Source organism: Streptomyces sp. NPDC048392 (assembly GCF_043200575.1).
Lineage (GTDB): Bacteria > Actinomycetota > Actinomycetes > Streptomycetales > Streptomycetaceae > Streptomyces.
This window is the reverse complement of sequence record NZ_JBICYB010000001.1, coordinates 570,805-587,972: the sequence shown is the minus strand read 5'-3', so window position 1 is coordinate 587,972 and position 17,168 is coordinate 570,805. Positions and strand designations below refer to the sequence as shown.

The 17,168-nt window shown below is 73.5% G+C and carries 15 protein-coding genes and 1 riboswitch; of the genes, 4 read left to right on the top strand and 11 right to left on the bottom strand.

What is annotated here, in order from left to right; all coding sequences use genetic code 11:
- Positions 1 to 24 precede the first annotated feature (24 nt).
- From ACGFYH_RS02525 to ACGFYH_RS02515, 3 genes are all read right to left on the bottom strand, one after another.
- Positions 25 to 1,197: an ArsA-related P-loop ATPase gene (locus ACGFYH_RS02525; protein WP_393801268.1), complete on the bottom strand. Its 1,173-nt coding sequence runs from the start codon at positions 1,195 to 1,197 to the stop codon at positions 25 to 27.
- Between the two features lie 175 nt (positions 1,198 to 1,372).
- Positions 1,373 to 1,813: an SRPBCC family protein gene (locus ACGFYH_RS02520; protein ID WP_393801267.1), complete on the bottom strand. Its 441-nt coding sequence runs from the start codon at positions 1,811 to 1,813 to the stop codon at positions 1,373 to 1,375.
- Positions 1,814 to 1,949: 136 nt separating this feature from the next.
- Positions 1,950 to 2,747 (bottom strand): metallophosphoesterase, encoded by a 798-nt coding sequence (locus ACGFYH_RS02515; RefSeq protein WP_393801266.1) that lies wholly within the window; start codon positions 2,745 to 2,747, stop codon positions 1,950 to 1,952.
- Positions 2,748 to 3,057: 310 nt separating this feature from the next.
- On the opposite strand from ACGFYH_RS02515, the gene ACGFYH_RS02510 reads away from it, so the two are divergent.
- Complete coding sequence (locus ACGFYH_RS02510; protein WP_393801265.1) at positions 3,058 to 4,893, top strand: AMP-dependent synthetase/ligase; 1,836 nt, start codon at positions 3,058 to 3,060, stop codon at positions 4,891 to 4,893.
- A gap of 72 nt (positions 4,894 to 4,965) precedes the next feature.
- On the opposite strand, the gene ACGFYH_RS02505 is transcribed toward ACGFYH_RS02510, so the two are convergent.
- A complete protein-coding gene (locus ACGFYH_RS02505; protein WP_393801264.1) occupies positions 4,966 to 6,108 on the bottom strand; it encodes a glycosyltransferase family 4 protein in 1,143 nt (380 codons plus the stop codon).
- Between the two features lie 149 nt (positions 6,109 to 6,257).
- Here ACGFYH_RS02505 and ACGFYH_RS02500 point away from each other — a divergent pair, with 149 nt between their 5' ends.
- On the top strand, positions 6,258 to 7,526 hold the full coding sequence (locus ACGFYH_RS02500) for a glycosyltransferase 87 family protein (RefSeq protein WP_393801263.1): 1,269 nt from the start codon (positions 6,258 to 6,260) through the stop codon (positions 7,524 to 7,526).
- Here ACGFYH_RS02500 and ACGFYH_RS02495 read toward each other — a convergent pair.
- From ACGFYH_RS02495 to ACGFYH_RS02475, 5 genes are all read right to left on the bottom strand, one after another.
- Positions 7,483 to 8,676 (bottom strand): hypothetical protein, encoded by a 1,194-nt coding sequence (locus ACGFYH_RS02495; protein WP_393801262.1) that lies wholly within the window; start codon positions 8,674 to 8,676, stop codon positions 7,483 to 7,485. The genes ACGFYH_RS02500 and ACGFYH_RS02495 overlap by 44 nt on opposite strands.
- Before the next feature lie 70 nt (positions 8,677 to 8,746).
- A complete protein-coding gene (locus ACGFYH_RS02490) occupies positions 8,747 to 9,760 on the bottom strand; it encodes an NlpC/P60 family protein (protein WP_393801261.1) in 1,014 nt (337 codons plus the stop codon).
- A 232-nt stretch (positions 9,761 to 9,992) separates the two neighbouring features.
- Positions 9,993 to 11,033 carry an NlpC/P60 family protein gene (locus tag ACGFYH_RS02485; RefSeq protein WP_393801517.1) on the bottom strand — a complete coding sequence of 347 codons (1,041 nt, stop codon included), beginning with the start codon at positions 11,031 to 11,033 and terminating at the stop codon, positions 9,993 to 9,995.
- 264 nt (positions 11,034 to 11,297) lie between these two features.
- Positions 11,298 to 12,641 carry an NYN domain-containing protein gene (locus tag ACGFYH_RS02480; protein ID WP_393801260.1) on the bottom strand — a complete coding sequence of 448 codons (1,344 nt, stop codon included), beginning with the start codon at positions 12,639 to 12,641 and terminating at the stop codon, positions 11,298 to 11,300.
- Positions 12,642 to 12,703: 62 nt separating this feature from the next.
- Entirely contained in the window at positions 12,704 to 12,943 is a 240-nt protein-coding gene (locus tag ACGFYH_RS02475; protein WP_031030820.1) for a hypothetical protein, read from the bottom strand.
- Between the two features lie 156 nt (positions 12,944 to 13,099).
- On the opposite strand from ACGFYH_RS02475, the gene ACGFYH_RS02470 reads away from it, so the two are divergent.
- Complete coding sequence (locus tag ACGFYH_RS02470) at positions 13,100 to 13,870, top strand: rhomboid family intramembrane serine protease (protein WP_393801259.1); 771 nt, start codon at positions 13,100 to 13,102, stop codon at positions 13,868 to 13,870.
- Positions 13,867 to 14,148, top strand: coding sequence for an Lrp/AsnC family transcriptional regulator (locus ACGFYH_RS02465; RefSeq protein ID WP_393801258.1), 282 nt, complete (start codon positions 13,867 to 13,869; stop codon positions 14,146 to 14,148). Before ACGFYH_RS02470 ends, ACGFYH_RS02465 begins: the two co-directional genes overlap by 4 nt.
- Positions 14,149 to 14,260: 112 nt before the next feature.
- Here the strand turns inward: ACGFYH_RS02465 and ACGFYH_RS02460 are convergent, their stop codons facing one another.
- Positions 14,261 to 15,640: an aminotransferase class V-fold PLP-dependent enzyme gene (locus tag ACGFYH_RS02460; protein WP_393801257.1), complete on the bottom strand. Its 1,380-nt coding sequence runs from the start codon at positions 15,638 to 15,640 to the stop codon at positions 14,261 to 14,263.
- 184 nt (positions 15,641 to 15,824) lie between these two features.
- A riboswitch (SAM riboswitch) is annotated at positions 15,825 to 15,941 on the bottom strand.
- Between the two features lie 85 nt (positions 15,942 to 16,026).
- Positions 16,027 to 17,091: an anthranilate phosphoribosyltransferase gene (gene trpD, locus ACGFYH_RS02455; protein WP_393801256.1), complete on the bottom strand. Its 1,065-nt coding sequence runs from the start codon at positions 17,089 to 17,091 to the stop codon at positions 16,027 to 16,029.
- Positions 17,092 to 17,168 lie beyond the last annotated feature (77 nt).

Here is a 17,168-nt window from a genome sequence, read left to right as displayed (position 1 = left end):
AACGGTCACCGGTCCCGCCGGGGGTCAGCGCCCCCGCGGCCACAGTCCCGGGTCCGGCGCGAACCGGACGGCGAGCGTGCCGTCCCGCAGCGCGGCTCCGTCGACGGTGCAGCGGCGCAGGGCGGAGGGCAGCGGGACGACGCGGCGGAACGGCCCGGCGGTGACGACCAGTTCGTCACCGCGGCGGACCAGGTCGACTTCCTCGCGTACGGCGCCCGGCAGCGGGATGTGCCAGACCAGTACGCCGTCCTCGGCCAGCCGGTCGGTGACGGGCCACTCGACCGGGGAGGCGTCCGGGTTGACGCCCGGCACGTCCAGGGCGGCGAGGTCGTCCGTGCCGCGCGGGTCCCGGCCGAGATGGGCGACGGCGCGGACGTCGTACGTTCCCCGCCATTCCTCCAGTGTCTTGCGCTGCTGGGCGAGGGGGCCGCTGAGCCAGCTGTCCGCCGGGGCGTCCTCGGGCAGGACGCGGTTGGCGACCAGCAGGTCGGTGCGCAGGCCGCGCAGGGCGAGGCCCAGGGCGGTGGCGCGGACGGCGTCGGCACCGGCCGGTCCGGGCTCGGCGACCAGCCGTACGGCGGTGTCGCGGTCGGACAGGACGGCTTCGGCGGCGGCGAGTTCCAGGTCCCAGCGTGCGGTGGCCTCGTACAGCGCCTCGGTCGGCACGGGGATGCCCGCGAGCCGGCCGAGGACGGGCCGCAGGGCGCGGGCGGCCTGCCGCTGGGGCGGGAGCAGGCGGCGCAGACAGCGGCGCAGTTCCTCGGGCGCGGCGAGCAGGGCGAGGGCACGCGGCGCGGGCGGGAGGTCGACGACGAGGAGGTCGTGCGCCTCTGCGAGGGCGGCCTCGCGCAGGGCGCGCAGCAGGGCCAGGTCGTCGGCGCCGGGCAACGGGGTGAGTTCCCCGGGGTCGAGGCGGGAGGCGCCGAGGAGGTCGAGAGCTGAGGAGGCGCGGTTCTGGAGGGCGGCGAGGCCGTCGCGGAACCCCTGGGCGGCGTCGGGGCACCAGACGGTGAGCCCGGGTTCGACGGGGGCCGGCGCCGGGCCGGTGCGCACCCCGAGCACGGCGCCGAGCGTGTCGTCGCGGTCGGCGCCCAGGAGCAGGGTGCGGGTGCCCTGCCGGGCTGCGGCGAGCGCGGTGGCGGCGGCGACGGTGGTGCGGCCGGTGCCGCCGGGGCCCGTGATCAGGAGGGTGCGCATGGGGGTGAACGGTACCCGGGGCGCCGCCGGTCGGGCTCCTGACGGGCGCGGGTGCGGGGGCCGGGGTGCCCAGCCGGCGCCGCAGCGTGCCGCCACGCCCGCCCGTGCCGCCGCAGCGGGACGCCTGCCCGCGGCTGCGGCTGCGGCTGCGGCTGCGGCTGCGGCTGCGGCTGCGCTATTTCGGTCCCGATTCCACGCGCTTCTTCAAGCCCGCCAGCGCTCGGTCGATGATGACCTTCTCCGCCTTGCGCTTGATCATGCCGAGCATGGGGATCTTCACGTCGACCGTGAGGCGGTAGGTGACCTCCGTGCCGGTGCCCGCCGGGCGGAGCAGGTAGGAGCCGTCGAGGGAACGCAGCATCTGGGACTTCACCAGCGTCCAGGACACCTCGTGCTCGCCGGTCCACGTGTAGCCCAGCGTCTGGTCGTCCTTGATCGCCCCGGCGTCCATGACGAGCCGGACCTGCTCGGCACGCCCCTGCGCGTCGGTCGCGAGGACCTCCGCCTCCTTCACCTCGCCGGTCCAGTCCGGGTAGCGGGCGAAGTCGGCGATCACCGCCATGACCTCGGCCGGTGCCGCCTCGATGGTGATGCTCGAGCTGGTGTGTTCCGCCATCGCCGTGGCTCCTCCGGATGCGGGCCGTACTGAGGTCGTCGTGCGCCCGTGGCGCGCACGTGTGTGCCGCGTGAAGGCTATCGCGCACGGGCCCGTCGCATGCCACCACCCACCTGCGCGGGTGGGCCGCACCCGTTCACCACTCCAGCACCCACGGCCGTCCCGTCGACGCGAAGTGGCCGACGTTCACGCACTCGGTCGCCCCGACGCGCATCCGCCGCGCCAGCGGCTGGTGCACGTGCCCGAACAGGGCGTAGCGGGGGCGGGTGCGGCGGATCGCGTCCAGCAGCGCGCGACTGCCCCGCTCGAAGCGCCGCGCCACCGTGTCGTAGACCAGTTCCGGCACCTGGGGCGGGATGTGCGTGCACAGCACGTCCACCTCGCCGACGGCCTCGATCTTCGCGGCGTACTCCTCGTCGCTGATCTCGTAGGGCGTGCGCATCGGGGTCCGCAGGCCGCCGCCGACGAAGCCGAAGACCCGGCCGCCGATCTCCACCCGTTCCCCGTCGAGCACGGTGGTGCCGGGACGGGCGTACTCGGGCCACAGAGGCGGCACGTCGACGTTGCCGTAGGTGGCGTACGTCGGGGTGGGGAACGCGGCGAACAGCTCGGCGTACTGCTTGCGCACCGCCCGCTCGATCAGCTCCCGCGGTTCCCCGCCGGCCTCCGCCCACAGCCGCCTGCCGAAGTCCTGCGCCTCGGCGAAGCGGCGGGCGGTGCGCAGCTCGACGATGCGGTCGGCGTTCGCGACGCCGAACAGGTCGGGGAAGATGCCGCGCGAGTGGTCGGCGTAGTCGAGGAAGAGGACCAGGTCCCCGAGACAGACCAGAGCGTCGGCGCCCTCGCCGGCCCTGGCCAGGTCGCGGGCGTTGCCATGGACGTCGCTGACCACGTGGACGCGCGTGCTCGTGTTCCGGGGCGGTGTGGGTGCCATGGCGATCAAGCGTAGGCAGCGCGCGCCTGATGTGAACAGTGGCGGTCGGACCTGCGGTTACTGGCTGGTCGGTTGATCCGTCGACTACTGTGCGCGAAGCAGACCCCATCCGTGTGACGCAGCGAACATCTCGCGGGGACCCCCTGTCGGAGAACGCATACCGGCGGGTAACGTCCGGGCAGTCCAGTCGTGCTCCGGAGTTCAACATGTGAATCGCGCATGAGTTCTCCCGAGCACTTGCCCGAGCCTTGGACCGCACCGTCGCATCACACAGTGTCGTGGCGCCGGCGCCCTATGAGGAGCAGCAGTCTTGCGCGAGTTCAGCCTTCCGGCCTTGTACGAGGTCCCCACGGACGGAAACCTCACCGACATCGTCCGCAGAAACGCCGCGCAGCATCCGGACGTCGCCGTCATCGCCCGCAAGGTGAGCGAAGCGGAAGGGGATTCCCCCCGGACGGAGTCCGGGGACGGCGCCTGGCAGGACGTGACCGCGCGCGCCTTCCTCGCCGAGGTGCACTCCGCCGCCAAGGGCCTCATCGCCTCCGGTGTCCAGCCGGGCGACCGGGTCGCCCTGATGTCCCGTACGCGCTACGAGTGGACCCTGCTGGACTTCGCCATCTGGAGCGCGGGCGCGATCACCGTGCCGGTGTACGAGACCAGCTCGCCGGAGCAGGTGCAGTGGATCCTCGGCGACTCGGGTGCCACGGCGTGCGTCGTGGAGTCGGCCGGGCACGCCGCCGCCGTCGAGTCGGTGCGTCAGCGGCTGCCCGCCCTCAAGCACGTCTGGCAGATCGACGCCGGGGGCGTGGAGGAGCTGGGGCGCCTGGGCCAGGACGTCTCGGACCGGACCGTCGAGGAACGCGGCTCGATCGCGAAGGCCGACGACCCCGCGACCATCGTCTACACCTCCGGCACCACCGGCCGCCCCAAGGGCTGCGTCCTCACCCACCGCAGCTTCTTCGCCGAGTGCGGGAACGTCGTCGAGCGCCTGCGCCCCCTGTTCCGCACGGGCGAGTGCTCCGTCCTGCTCTTCCTCCCGCTCGCGCACGTCTTCGGCCGTCTGGTCCAGGTCGCCCCGATGATCGCGCCGATCAAGCTGGGCTGCGTCCCGGACGTCAGGAACCTCACCGACGAGCTGGCCGCGTTCCGGCCCACGCTGATCCTCGGCGTACCGCGCGTCTTCGAGAAGGTCTACAACTCGGCGCGCGCCAAGGCGCAGGCCGACGGCAAGGGCAAGATCTTCGACCGGGCGGCCGACACCGCCATCGCGTACAGCAAGGCCCTGGACACCCCGCCGGGCCCGTCCGTCGGCCTGAAGATCAGGCACAAGGTCTTCGACAAGCTGGTCTACGGCAAGCTCCGCACGGTCCTCGGCGGACGCGGCGAGTACGCCATCTCCGGCGGTGCCCCGCTCGGCGAGCGGCTCGGCCACTTCTTCCGGGGCATCGGCTTCACGGTCCTGGAGGGCTACGGCCTGACCGAGTCCTGCGCGGCCACCGCCTTCAACCCCTGGGACCGGCAGAAGATCGGCACGGTCGGCCAGCCGCTGCCGGGCTCGGTGGTGCGCATCGCGGACGACGGGGAGGTGCTGCTGCACGGCGAGCACCTGTTCAAGGAGTACTGGAACAACCCGGGCGCCACCGCGGAGGCGCTGGCCGACGGCTGGTTCCACACCGGTGACATCGGCACCCTCGACGAGGACGGTTATCTGCGGATCACCGGCCGCAAGAAGGAGATCATCGTCACCGCCGGCGGCAAGAACGTCGCCCCGGCCGTCATAGAGGACCGCATCCGCGCGCACGCCCTGGTGGCGGAGTGCATGGTGGTCGGCGACGGGCGGCCCTTCGTGGGCGCGCTGGTCACCCTGGACGAGGAGTTCCTGGGCCGCTGGTGCGCGGAGCACGGCAAGCCGGCCGGTTCGACGGCGGTGTCGCTGCGGGACGACGCGGATCTGCTGGCCACGATCCAGGACGCGGTCGACGACGGGAACGCGGCGGTGTCGAAGGCGGAGTCGGTGCGCAGGTTCCGGGTGCTGGGGGCCCAGTTCACCGAGGACTCGGGGCACTTGACCCCGTCGTTGAAGCTGAAGCGGAATGTGGTGGCGAAGGACTACGCGGACGAGATCGAGGCGATCTACTCCAAGTAGGGCGCCCCGTGGGACGCGCGCCCCGCGTCCCCGGCGGCATACGGGCACCCCTCGCCTCGGGGGCTCCCCGTGTCACAGCAGCGCCTTCAGGTGCCCAGCCAGCAGGTCCCAGCGCCACTTCTCCTCCACCCAGGCCCGGCCCCGCTCGCCCATCCGGCGGCGCAGTTCCGGGTCGGCCAGGAGCGTGACGACGCGGTCGGCGGCCTGGTCCGCGTCACCGCCCCGCACCACCCACCCCGTCTCGCCGTCCAGTACGGCGTCGGGCGCGCCGCCCGAGTCGCCGGCGACGACGGGCAGGCCGGTCGCGGAGGCCTCCAGGTAGACGATGCCGAGGCCCTCCACGTCGAGGCCGCCCCGGCGGGTGCGGCACGGCATGGCGAAGACGTCACCGGCGCCGTAGTGCGCGGGCAGTTCGGACCAGGGAACGGCGCCGGTGAAGCGGACGGAGGCGGCGACGCCGGTGTCCTGGGCGAGGCGGCGCAGGTCCTTCTCGTAGGGGCCGCCGCCGACGATCAGCAGGACGGCGTCCGGCTCGGCGGCGAGGATGCGCGGCATCGCCCGGATCAGGGTGTCCTGGCCCTTGCGGGGCACCAGCCGCGAGACGCAGACGACCACGGGCCGCTCGGTCAGTCCGAGACGGGCCCGGACCCCGTCGCCGCCACTGCCCGGGTGGAAGGTCTTCTCGTCGACGCCGGGCGGCAGCTGCGTCATCCGCGCGGCGGCCCCGGGCGTGAGCGCGCCCGCGATGCGGGAGCGCGTGTACTCGCCGAGGTAGGTGACGGTGTCCGTCGACTCCCCGATGCGGCGCAGGAGTCGCCGGGCCGCGGGCAGCTGGGCCCAGCCCGCCTCGTGGCCGTGGGTGGTGGCGACGAGCCGCTCGGCCCCCGCTCTGCGCAGCGCCGGGGCCATCAGCCCGAGCGGCGCGGCCGCCCCGAACCACACCGAGGCGCACCCGTGCTCGCGCAGCAGTCCCACCGCCCGCCGGGTCGCGCCCGGCGTCGGCAGCAGCATCGTCGTACGGTCCCTTACGACGGTGAAGGGCTGCTCGGCGTCGAAGGCGGCGGTGGCCTCGACGCCCTCGCGGCTCCGCTTCCAGGTGGAGGCGTAGACGACCAGCCGCTCGGGGTCCAGGCGCAGCGCCATGTTGTGCAGAAAGGCCTGGATGCCTCCCGGCCGGGGCGGGAAGTCGTTCGTCACGATCAGGGTCTTGCGCACGCGGCCGACCCTACCGAACCGTCCGCCGGGCGCCGGGACGGGCCGCGTCCTGTGGCAGGGCCGCGGGTGTCCGGGTCATCATGGCCGCACCGACGGGGCAGGCGCGGACGGACAGGCGCGGCAGACGGGCGCGGACGGGCAGGGAGCACGTGGAGACGAGGGACGCGGGGCGGTCACCGGTGTGGCCGCTGACGGCCTGGGGCACCACGCGGCTGGTGCTGCTGCTGTGCGTGCTGAAGGTACTGGTCTTCCCCGGTCCGGACGTCACGGGCGACGTGTCCGTGATCTACCGGGACTGGTCCGACGTCCTGCGCGCCGGAACGTTTCCGCTGGACGACGTCACCTGGCAGTACCCGCCGGCGGCGGCCTTCGCGGTCCTCTCGCCCGCCCTGCTGCCCTTCCTGGAGTACGCCACGGCCTTCTTCGTCCTGGCCTCGGCCACCGACCTGGCCGTGCTGGCGCTGCTGTGGCGCGCGGGCCGGGGGCCCGGGCGCTCGCCGCGCGGTGCGTGGGTGTGGGTGGCGGGTGTGCCGCTGCTCGGTCCGACGGTGTACGCCCGCTACGACGTGATGGCCACCGCCGTCGCGGTGGCCGCGCTGCTCGCCGCCGGGCGGCATCCGCGCGCAGCCGGGGCCCTGGCGGCCGTCGGGGCGCTGCTGAAGGTGTGGCCGGCGCTGGTGCTCGTCGGGATGCGGGGACGGGCGCCGTGGGCCGCGGCCGCGCTGAGCGGTGCAGGACTGGCCGCGCTGTCGGCCGTGGCGATGCCCGGGGCGTTCGCGTTCCTGACGTTCCAGCGCGAGCGGGGCACCGAGGTGGAGTCGCTGGGCTCGCTGGTCTTCCACGTCGCCCGGCACTTCGGCTGGGCGGGCGGGGTGGTGCTGAACTACGGCTCGATGGAGTTCCTGGGCCCGTACGTGGGCGTGGTGAGCACGGTCTCGCTGGGGCTGAGCGCGGCGGCGTTCGGCTGGCTGCTGCTGTGGCGGCTGATGTCCTCGCGGCAGGCGGCCCCGCGGCGCGCGGCGCACACGGCGGCGGACGCGGCCTTCGTGGCGGTGCTGATGTTCACGGTGACGAGCCGGGTGATCAGCCCGCAGTACATGGTGTGGCTGATCGGCCTCGCGGCGGTCTGCCGGTGCTTCCGGGCGAGCCGGATGCGGGTGCCGGCCGCCCTCGTGCTGGCGGCGGCCCCGGTGACGGTGCTGGAGTTCCCGGTCCTGTTCGCCGACGTCGTGGCGAGCACCCCCCTGGGTATCGCGCTCCTGGCCGTCCGCAACGGCCTGCTGGTGGCCGCCGCCCTCGCCGGCGCCCGGGCCCTGTGGCGGGACACGGCGGGCCACGGCGGCACACGGGGCCCGGCCCGCGAGTCCGGGCGGCTCAGCCGAGGCGCGCCCGCAGATACTCCCGCCAGCGCGCCGTGAAGTTCTCCGGTGCCGTCCCGAGCACCTCGTTCATCGCGTCCTCGAGTGCGCCGGCGCGCTCGTCGTGGGCGCCCGCGGAGCGGTAGAACGCGTCCAGCCGGTCCTCGCCCCACTGCTCGGCGATCATCCGGCAGGCCAGCCAGCCGCTCTCGTAGGCCCGGGCCAGCTCCTCCGCGTCGGCGGTGAACCCGAAGTCCCCGTCCGTCGGCAGCCGCGCGGGCACCCGGCCCTCGGCGACCGCGCCGGCCAGTTCCGGGGCTACCTGGGCGGCGGTGCGTCCGCTGTCGCGGTAGCCGACCCAGTCGGCGTAGCCCTCGGAGAGCCACAGCGGCGTGGCGGTGGTGGTGTCGGCGCGGGTGGCGACGTGCGTCGTCTCGTGGGTGAGCACGACCTGCCTGCCGAGGGTGCCGAGCAGCGCGTACGCGTCGGGGTTGACGATGATCCGGTCCGCCGGGGCGTGTTCCCGGCCGCCCGTCTCCCCGGTGGTGACCGCGGCGATGCCCCGGTAGGAGGAGGCGGGGGAACCGAGGAGGCCCGCCATGCCCTCCAGCGACCGGGGGACGACCACGACGACCCGACGGGACCAGTCGCCGTCCCACGCGTCCGAGACGGCGGGCACCGCACGGTCGGCCAGGTCGGCGAAGCGGCGCAGGACCCGCGTGGACTGACCGACGCCGAGGACGAGGCTGTGCGTTCCCCGGACGATCCGGACCGGGCCCTGGTCCCAGGGCTGCTGGCCGGACTCCTTGGCGGGGCGGTCGGAGGCGACGGTCCACTTCCCGGCCGCCCCGTCCCGGCTCAGCCGCACGGTGCGGCCCGCGGTGACGGGGCCCCGGTCGTAGCCCTCGACGCGGTAGCGCAGCTCGACGTCTGCGGTGGCGGTGTCGCCGGTGCGGTCCACGTCCCGCACCCGGTACGACCAGGCGGCCAGCGGTATCGCGCTCAGGTGGCCGAAGCCGGTGCCGGTGCCGGTGCGCGCGTAGGCGGCCGCGTCGTGGGCGAGGACGGCCGCCGCGCGCCGGTCGAGGACCCGCTGGACATCGGCCCGGGCGGAATCGGCCGCCGTCCGGCCGCCGCAGGCCACGAGCGCGACGAGCAGCAGGCACAGCGCCACCACCGAGGAACCCGGCACCCGCCTTCGACCAGCCACGTCCCGATCGTACGGGGGCGGGCCCGGGCGGCTCGCGGGGCGAGCGGCCCGGCCTCCGCGACCGCGCCGGTCACACGCGGTTGACCGAGGAGATCGGCATCATGCCGACCGGGTCGTAGCGCACCGGCGCGCCGGGGTAGGGCGCGTGGATCACCTGGCCGTTGCCGGCGTACATGCCGATGTGGCTGGCGTCGTTCCGGTAGGTGACCAGGTCGCCGGGCCGCGCCTCGGCCAGGGACACCCGCCGCCCGGCGCCGGACTGCGCCTGCGAGGTGCGCGGCAGTCCCACCCCGGCCTGCGCGTACGCCCACTGGGTCAGGCCCGAGCAGTCGAAGCCGGAGGGGCCGTTGGCGCCCCAGACGTACGGCTTGCCGAGGGCGGAGCGGGCGGCGGCGAAGGCGGCCGCCGCGCGGCCGGAGGCGGGAGCGGCGCCGCCGAGGGCGGTCAGGTCCTCGCGCCCGGAGCGGGACCCGCGGTGGTAGTCGGCGCGTTCGTCGTCCGGCAGGGAGTCGAGCAGCGCGCGGGCCTTGGCGAGCTTGCGCTCCACGGTCTTCTTGTGGGCGGCGACGGCCCTGCGGCCCTTCTCCAGCCCGGCGAGCTTGCGGGCGGCCTCGGCACGGTCCTGGGCGAGGTCGCGCATGGCCTGCTGGAGTTCCTTCAGCTCGCCCGCCTGGCGGGTGGTGATCCGGTCGAGCACGGAGGCCCGGTCGAGGTAGTCGTCCGGGCCGGCGGTGAGCAGCAGCGCCAGCGACGGGTCGATGCCGCCGGAGCGGTACTGGGCGCCGGCCAGCGAACCGAGGGCGTCCCGCAGGGTGTTGACGTGCTGCTGCTGCCGGGCGATGGAGTCCTGCGCGGTCGTGACCTCCTCGCGCAGCGCGTCGGTGCGCGCGTCGGCCTTGTTGTAGGCCTCGGTCGCCTGCTCCGCCTCGGTGTGGAGCCGGTCCACCTCCGCCCGCCGGTCGTCGTGCGGGGCGGCCGTGGCCGGTACGGCGCCCAGGAGGGCGGCGGCTACGGAGAGCAGGCCGACGGCGGCGGTGGAGCCACGGTCGAACCCGGATGGTGCAAGGCGGCGATGGGACCCCACGGGAAGCCGCACTCCTTCCGCTGGCGGACAGGGAAACGCGGCAGACAGTAACCCCGCGACGGGGCACCGGCCAACGACCTCCGGGGCCGCGCAGCGCGACGCCCCGCCGCTGACGCAGGTCACCGGCGGGGCGGGGGTCACAAGCCCCGACCGTGATTCGCCCGTACGGGGGGTATGGCGGGGGTGACTTCGGCGGCGGGGGCCTCGGGTCAGCCCGGTACGCCGAACGTGGTCAGACCCGTACGCCGAACATGAACGGACCGCCGATGGTGTTCATCGACTCGTAGCGGACGTTCGTGCCGGTGCGCGGCGCGTGCAGGACCTGGCCGTTGCCGGCGTAGAGGCCGACGTGGTGCAGGTCGCCGAAGAAGAACACGAGGTCGCCGACCTGGAGGTCGCCCATCGAGGAGATGCGCGTGCCGTAGTTGGCCTGTGCCTGGGAGGTGCGCGGGATGCCGACGCCGGCCTGGGCGTAGGCCCAGGAGGTCAGGCCCGAGCAGTCGAAGGAGGACGGGCCCGTGGCGCCGTACACGTACGGCGTGCCTATCTTGCCCTGGGCGGCGGCGAAGGCGGCCCCGGCCCGGCCGGAGGCGGGGGTGCTGGAGCCGGAGAGCACCTGGCGCTCGCTGCTGCGGGTGGAGCGCTGCTGCTCCTCCTGGAGGGCGGCCTTCTCCTTCGCGGTGAGCGTGTTGAGCAGCTTCTGCGCGGAGGAGAGCTTGCCCTGGACTTCCTTCTTCTTCTTGCCCAGTTCGGTGCGGGTGGCGGAGAGGTCCTTGAGCTTCTCGGAGGCCTCGGAGCGCTGCTGGGACAGGTCGCGCTGCTTCTCCTGGATCTTCTTCAGCGCCTCGACCTGCTGACCGCTCAGCTGGTCGAGGGTGGAGGCCTTGTCCAGGTAGTCGTCCGGGTCGGCGGACAGGAAGAGCTGGAGGGAGGGGTCGATGCCGCCGGAGCGGTACTGGGCGCTGGCCATCGAACCGAGGCCGTCGCGCAGCTCGTTGAGCTCCTCCTGGCCGCGGGCGACGTTGTCCTGGAGGGTGGAGATCTCCTTCTGGAGCTTCTCCTGCTTCTCCTTGGCGCCGTTGTACTTCTCGGTGGCCTGCTCGGCCTCCTCGTAGAGCTTGTCGACCTTGGCCTTGACCTCGTCCTTGCCCGGCTTCTCGCTCGGGGCGGCGTTGGCGGCCTGGGAGCTGAGAGCGACAGCGGCGGCGGCAGCGGTGGTGAGCACGGTCACGCGCGTGCGGCTCGGCTGCTTGGGACGACGGTGGGACGCCACGGAGACGAGCTCCTTCTTGAGAGGGATCACCCGTTCGAGGGTTCGAAGGGTGACCCTAGTGACCCACTCGTGATCAGTTCAAATCCTGCGCCGAAAAATCACGGTGACGCACTGCGTTCTTTGCCACAACTCACCTGCGGTGACCCTCGACTGACGCTACGTTGTGTGACGCTTCCGTCAATTCGGTCATAGCGCGCCAACGTTACGGTCGGGGCGGAAGTGAATGGGGGGCGAGGGAAGCCGCGCACCGGGGAAAGCCGCTCGCTAGGGAAGCCGCTTGAGGAGGACCACGGACGCCACCGGGCGCGCGCCCGCGCGTGCCACGCCGTCGGCGACCTCGCGGTCGGTGGAGACGACGATGACCGGCCGGCCCGGCGGCTCGGCCCGCACCAGCTGGCGGATCAGCTCGTCGGCGGTGACGCCGGGCTTGGAGAACAGCACCCGCACCCCGCGCGGCGGCGCGAGCAGTACGGGCGCCACGAGTTCGGCGCCGTCGAAGACACAGGTCATCTCGGCGCCGGTCTGCGCGGCGAGCTGGGAGAGCTGGCCGAGCAGCCGCAGCCGCTGCTTCTCCAGCGGCATCTGCGGATAGCCGGTCTTGGTGACGTTGTAGCCGTCGACGACCAGGTGCGCCTGGGGCAGCGCGAGCAACTGGTCGAGGACGGCCGGGTCGTTCTCGGACAGGGCCCGGTTGGCGATGTCCTTCGGCGTCATCCGGCCGGGCTCGACCGCGTCCACGGTCTCGGCGGGCCGCACGGACACCGGAGGCAGCGCCAGCTCGCGGCGCAGCCCCTGGGTGGCGTCCAGCAGGGTGTCCAGGAGCAGCCGTACGCGCATGTCCTCGACGCTGCGCCCCTCGCGGGCGGCCTTGCGGGTGGCCTCCAGGGCGGCCTCCGCCTCCCCCAGACGGGTCCTGAGGCGCCGGGTCTCGCTCTCGGCCGCGGACACCTGGGTGTGCCCCTCGGCGCGGGCGGCGTCCATCTCCGCCTGGATCTTGCGCAGCGCCGCCTCGCCGCGCTTGACGTCGCTGAGGGCGGAGCGGAGCTTGCGGTGCAGCGACTCGGTCTCCCGCTTCGCCGACTCCAGCTCGGCGCGCAGCCGCTCGGTCTCCGTCCTGGTCTGCTCCCGGGCCCGGGCCAGCTCCTCGCGCAGCCGCTCCAGCTCGGCGCGGCTCTCCTCGTCGGCGCGCTCGGCGTCCGCGCGCTGCGCCTCCTCGCCGGCGGCGGTCACCAGCTTCGCCCAGCCGTGCGGGCGCAGCACGTAGGCGGCGGCTGCCACGTCGAGCGGGTCGGCGGCCGGGAGCGCGGACCCGGCGTCGAGGGCGCCGGCCAGTTCCGGCTGGGCGTCGCGGAACCTGTCACCGATGCGCTGCCGGAAGAGCGGATCGGTCTCCACGGCCGCTGCCATGGCGTTGCCGGCGAACTTGGCCCTGCGGTTCGGGGCGAACCTGGCGTACTGCCTCAGCTGCGCGGGCAGCTCACCGAGGGTGAGTGAGCCGAAGCCGTCGGACACGATCTGCACGACCCTGCGGCGCACTCCGTCGGGCAGCGGGCGGTCGAGCACCTCAGCGGCGCCGTCGCCCGGCCCCCCGCCGTGTGTCTCCACCATCCGTCACCCCAATGTCTCAGGGCGATCCCGGGCCGGAATCGCCTTGTGCGGGGCCGCTCCGCTCAGGAGGCGGCACCCGGCCTGTCCACGAGTTCCACCTGGTCCACGGCGTTGCACCAGCGGCACCGCACCGACTCGATGGTCTCACTGAGCACCTCGCGCTCCTCCACCTTCGGCTCGCCGGCCAGATCGAGGTGCACGTACTCGACGACCTTCGAGGCCCGGGTCACGTCGAAGCGGGTGAGGTTGCCGCAGAGGGTGCAGCGCCACCGCGTCGTGTCGGTCGGCAGGGGAACCGTCATCGTGGCTGTTCACTCTCTTCCAGTGTCGGTGACGCGCCGGGCCGCCCCGGTGCGTGTGGCTCGTAACCCTAAGGCCTGGCGGGTACCCGACGCCCGCGTGTCCACGGCGGCGAGGCGCTACGAGCCCCTGGGCCCGTTGCGTCATGCTCTGTGCCCATGATCCGCAACTGGAGCACGGTGGCCCGCAGAACGGTCGGAACGGTCAGGGCGCTCGGACCGGCCCGCCCGTCGCGGGGCCGGGCGGCACCGGTGACGTACACACTGATCACGCTGTGCTGCCTGCTGTTCCTGATCAGCCCGGCGGCGGGTCTGAATCCGTTGTACGGCGGCGGGGACGAGCTGCTCGCCGCGCAGCGCGCCTACTTCCGCCGCTGGGGCGTGATCCCCGCAGAACTGTTCGAGGACTCCCCCGGGTCCGCCCTCACCCCGGCCACGGCCCTGTTCGTCCACGGCAGTTGGGTGCACCTGCTGGGCAACATGCTCTTCCTCTGCGTCTTCGGCGCGATGACCGAGGAACGGATGGGCCGGCTCCAGTTCGCCCTGTTCTACCTCGGCTGCGGCTACCTGGCCCTGCTCGGCTACGCGGGCGCCAACGATCACTCCCAGCAGTCCCTGGTCGGCGCCTCGGGGGCGATCTCCGCGGTCCTCGGCGCGTTCCTGTTCCTCTTCCCCAGGGCCCGGGTGACCAGCCTCCTGCCCTTCCTCTTCTTCCTGCCGCTGCGCTTCCCCGCCTGGCTCGTGCTGCCGTTCTGGGCGGCCCTGCAGTGGATGGCGGCGGGGCGGGCCGGTGACGGCCCGGGGGTGGCGTACCTCGCGCATCTGGTGGGCTTCGCACTGGGCTTCGTCTTCGCCTGGGTGCGGTTTGGACGTACGACTAGAGTGAAGAGCGTTCCAGTGGCGGCGCCCGAGGGAGAGAACCAGCCGTGATCAGTGCGATCGTCCTCATCAAGACCAGCGTGGACCGCATTCCCGAGATCGCGGAGCAGATCGCCGCGCTGGAGAGTGTCAGCGAGGTCTTCTCCGTCACCGGCACCTACGACCTGATCGCCATGGTGCGCGTGCATCAGCACGAGGACCTGGCCGAGGTCATCCCCGGCCGGATCAGCAGGATCCCGGGCGTGGAGGGCACGGACACCCACGTGGCGTTCCGGACCTACTCGCAGCACGACCTGGAGGCGGCGTTCGCCATCGGGCTCGACAACTGACCCCTTCGTGAAGGGTTCCCCGTGCGGGAGGCACCGGGACCACCGGGAGCCCGCGCGGCAAGGCCCCGGCCAGCAGGTGCACCCGGCTGCCGGGCCGGGCGGCCCGGTCTGCTCAGGCGTCGGCGGCGGAGGTCGTGTCGGGCACGCAACGCCCGTCCTCGGTGCGGTAGTTCCAGCGGGCCCCCTCGCTCACCAGTTCCCGGACGGCGCTCACGAACCGCTCGACGTGCTCGTCCGGGGTGCCCGCGCCGAAGCTCACGCGGACGGCGTTCAGGGACTTCTCCCCGGGCACCGCCTCGGGGGCGCCGCACGCGCCCTGCGTCTGGGGGGCGCTGCCGAGCAGGGTGCGCACCAGGGGGTGGGCGCAGAACAGGCCGTCGCGCACGCCGATGCCGTACTCGGCGGAGAGCGCGGCGGCGAAGTGCGAGCTGTTCCAGCCCTCGACGACGAAGGACAGCACGCCGACGCGGGGCGCGTCGTCGCCGAAGAGGGAGAGGATCCGCACCTGGGGCACCTCCGCGAGGCCTTCCCTGACCTTCCCGATCAGGTACTCCTCGCGGGCCACCAGCGTGTCGAACCCGGCCTCGGTGAGCGCCCTGCAGGCCGAGGCGACGGCGTGGGCGCCGATGACGTTGGGCGACCCGGCCTCGTGCCGCGCGGCACTGTCGTGCCACTGGACGTCCACGCCGCCGTCGGCCCGCCGGGAGACACTGCGGCTGGCGCCGCCGCCGGCGAGGTACGGCTCGGCCTCACGGAGCCAGTCGGCGCGCCCGGCCAGCACCCCGGAGCCGAAGGGGGCGTACAGCTTGTGCCCGGAGAAGGCGACCCAGTCCACGTCCAGGTCGGTCACCGAGACGGGGCGGTGCGGGGCGAGCTGGGCGGCGTCCAGCACGATCCGGGCGCCGTGCGCGTGCGCGGCGGCGGCCAGTTCGCGCACCGGCCACAGCTCGCCGGTGACGTTGGAGGCGCCGGTGACGCAGACCAGGGCGGGCCCGTACGGCTCACGGGCGGCGAGGGCCCGCTGAAGGGTGCCGACGGCCTGCGCGGGGGTGCGCGGGGCGTCGAGGCAGGTCACGTCGGCGTCCCGCCAGGGCAGCAGTGAGGCGTGGTGCTCGGTCTCGAAGACGAAGACCCGGCAGCCCGCGGGCAGCGCGGCGGCGAGCAGGTTGAGGGAGTCGGTGGTGGACCGGGTGAAGACCACCTGGTCCTCCTCCCGGCAGCCGAGGAACTCCGCGACGGTCCCGCGGGCGTTCTCGAACAGGTCGGTCGACAGCTGCGAGAGGTACCCGGCGCCGCGGTGGACGCTGCCGTAGTACGGGGCGTAGGCGGCCACGTCGTCCCAGACCCGCTGGAGCGCGGGCGCGCTTGCGGCGTAGTCGAGCGCGGCGTAGGCGACCTCCCCACCGGTGACGAGCGGAACGGTGACGTCCCGGCCGAGAACGGGCAGCGGGGCGCGGAGGGCCTGGTCGGCGGCAAGGGTGGAGACGGACATGGGGGTACTCCCGTGAAGGCAGCGGGCATCACCACCCGAACCGGAACGGCTCGGGCGTGGCTGAAGCCCGGAAAGGCGGAGAAGGCGGAGAAGGCGATGCGGAGGCGGGGCTCTGCGGCCCTAGCGCATTCGCTGGTTCACGGGAGACTCCCTCGGACGACCCAGGACCCCTGGTTTCGCGAGGGGTCCGCGCTTGCCGTGGACCTTGCTGTCCACGGCCTGGTCTTCACCCGGGGCACCCCGCCACGGACGGAGGGTTGCCGGACAGTCGGCCGGGGCCTCATGACTGTCACTCATGACCTGACCGAGAATCTATGGGACGTGATCGGCGTCCCGCAACCCGAGTCCGGATCGCGGGACGCACGTCACATCGGCGCACCGCCGCGCTACGCGTGGCTCGCGGCCACCCAGCGGTCCAGGGCGCGCTTGGCGGCGCCCGAGTCGATCGCCTCGGCCGCCCGGTCCATTCCGGCCCGCAGCCGCTCGGCCAGGGTCCCCTCGCCGGGCTCCAGGGCCACCAGCGCCGCCGCGGAGTTCAGCAGGACCGCGTCACGCACCGGGCCCGTCTCGCCCGCCAGCAGACGGCGGGCGACATCGGCGTTGTAGGAGGCGTCGGCGCCGCGCAGTGCCTCGACCGGGACCAGCTCGATACCGACGTCCCGCGGGTCGAAGGTCTCCTCGGTCACCTTTCCGTCCCGCACGGTCCAGACCCGGGAGGTGGAGGTCGTGGTCAGCTCGTCGAGGCCGTCGTCGCCGCGGAAGACCAGGGAGGAGTGACCGCGCTCGGCGAAGACACCGGCGATGATCGGTGCCATCCGGGCGTGGGCGACCCCGATCGCCTGGGCCTTCACCCGGGCGGGGTTGGTCAGCGGTCCCAGGAAGTTGAACACCGTGCGGATGCCGAGCTGCCCGCGGGCCGCCGCCACATGGCGAAGCGCCGGGTGGAACCTCACGGCGAAGCAGAAGGTGATGCCGGCCTCCTCCGCGACCTCCGCCACCCGCTTCGGCGTCAGCTCCAGATTGACCCCGAGTTTCTCCAGGACGTCGGAGGCGCCGGACGCGGAGGAGGCGGCCCGGTTGCCGTGCTTGACGACCTTCGCTCCCGTGCCGGCCACGACGATCGCCGACATGGTGGAGATGTTGACCGTCTTGGCGCCGTCGCCGCCGGTACCGACGATGTCGACGGTCTCCCCCGGCACCTCGATCACGTTGGCGTGGGCGTACATGGTGCGCACGAGACCGGAGAGCTCGTCGACGGTCTCGCCCTTGGACCGCAGGGCCACCGCGAAGCCGGCGATCTGCGCGTCGGTCGCCTCCCCGCGCATGATCACGTCCAGTGCCCAGGCGGTGTCGTCCGCGGACAGGTCGCGGCCGTCCAGCAGTCCGTTCAGCAGGACGGGCCAGGAGCGGTCCGCCGTGGTGTCGCCTCCAGCGGGGGTCACAGCGCTCATCAGCCGCTCCTGATTCGTGTGCGTCGTCGAAGTGGGGGTGCGGGGCCCACCCTATCCAGCACCGGGCACGGCGAAGG

Coding starts and splice junctions, on each gene's coding strand:
- ACGFYH_RS02525 (WP_393801268.1), bottom strand. CDS start 1,197: ATGCGCACCCTCCTGATCACGGGCCCCGGCGGCACCGGCCGCACCACC.
- ACGFYH_RS02520 (WP_393801267.1), bottom strand. CDS start 1,813: ATGGCGGAACACACCAGCTCGAGCATCACCATCGAGGCGGCACCGGCC.
- ACGFYH_RS02515 (WP_393801266.1), bottom strand. CDS start 2,747: ATGGCACCCACACCGCCCCGGAACACGAGCACGCGCGTCCACGTGGTC.
- ACGFYH_RS02480 (WP_393801260.1), bottom strand. CDS start 12,641: ATGGTGGAGACACACGGCGGGGGGCCGGGCGACGGCGCCGCTGAGGTG.
- ACGFYH_RS02475 (WP_031030820.1), bottom strand. CDS start 12,943: ATGACGGTTCCCCTGCCGACCGACACGACGCGGTGGCGCTGCACCCTC.
- ACGFYH_RS02470 (WP_393801259.1), top strand. CDS start 13,100: ATGATCCGCAACTGGAGCACGGTGGCCCGCAGAACGGTCGGAACGGTC.
- ACGFYH_RS02460 (WP_393801257.1), bottom strand. CDS start 15,640: ATGTCCGTCTCCACCCTTGCCGCCGACCAGGCCCTCCGCGCCCCGCTG.
- trpD (WP_393801256.1), bottom strand. CDS start 17,091: ATGAGCGCTGTGACCCCCGCTGGAGGCGACACCACGGCGGACCGCTCC.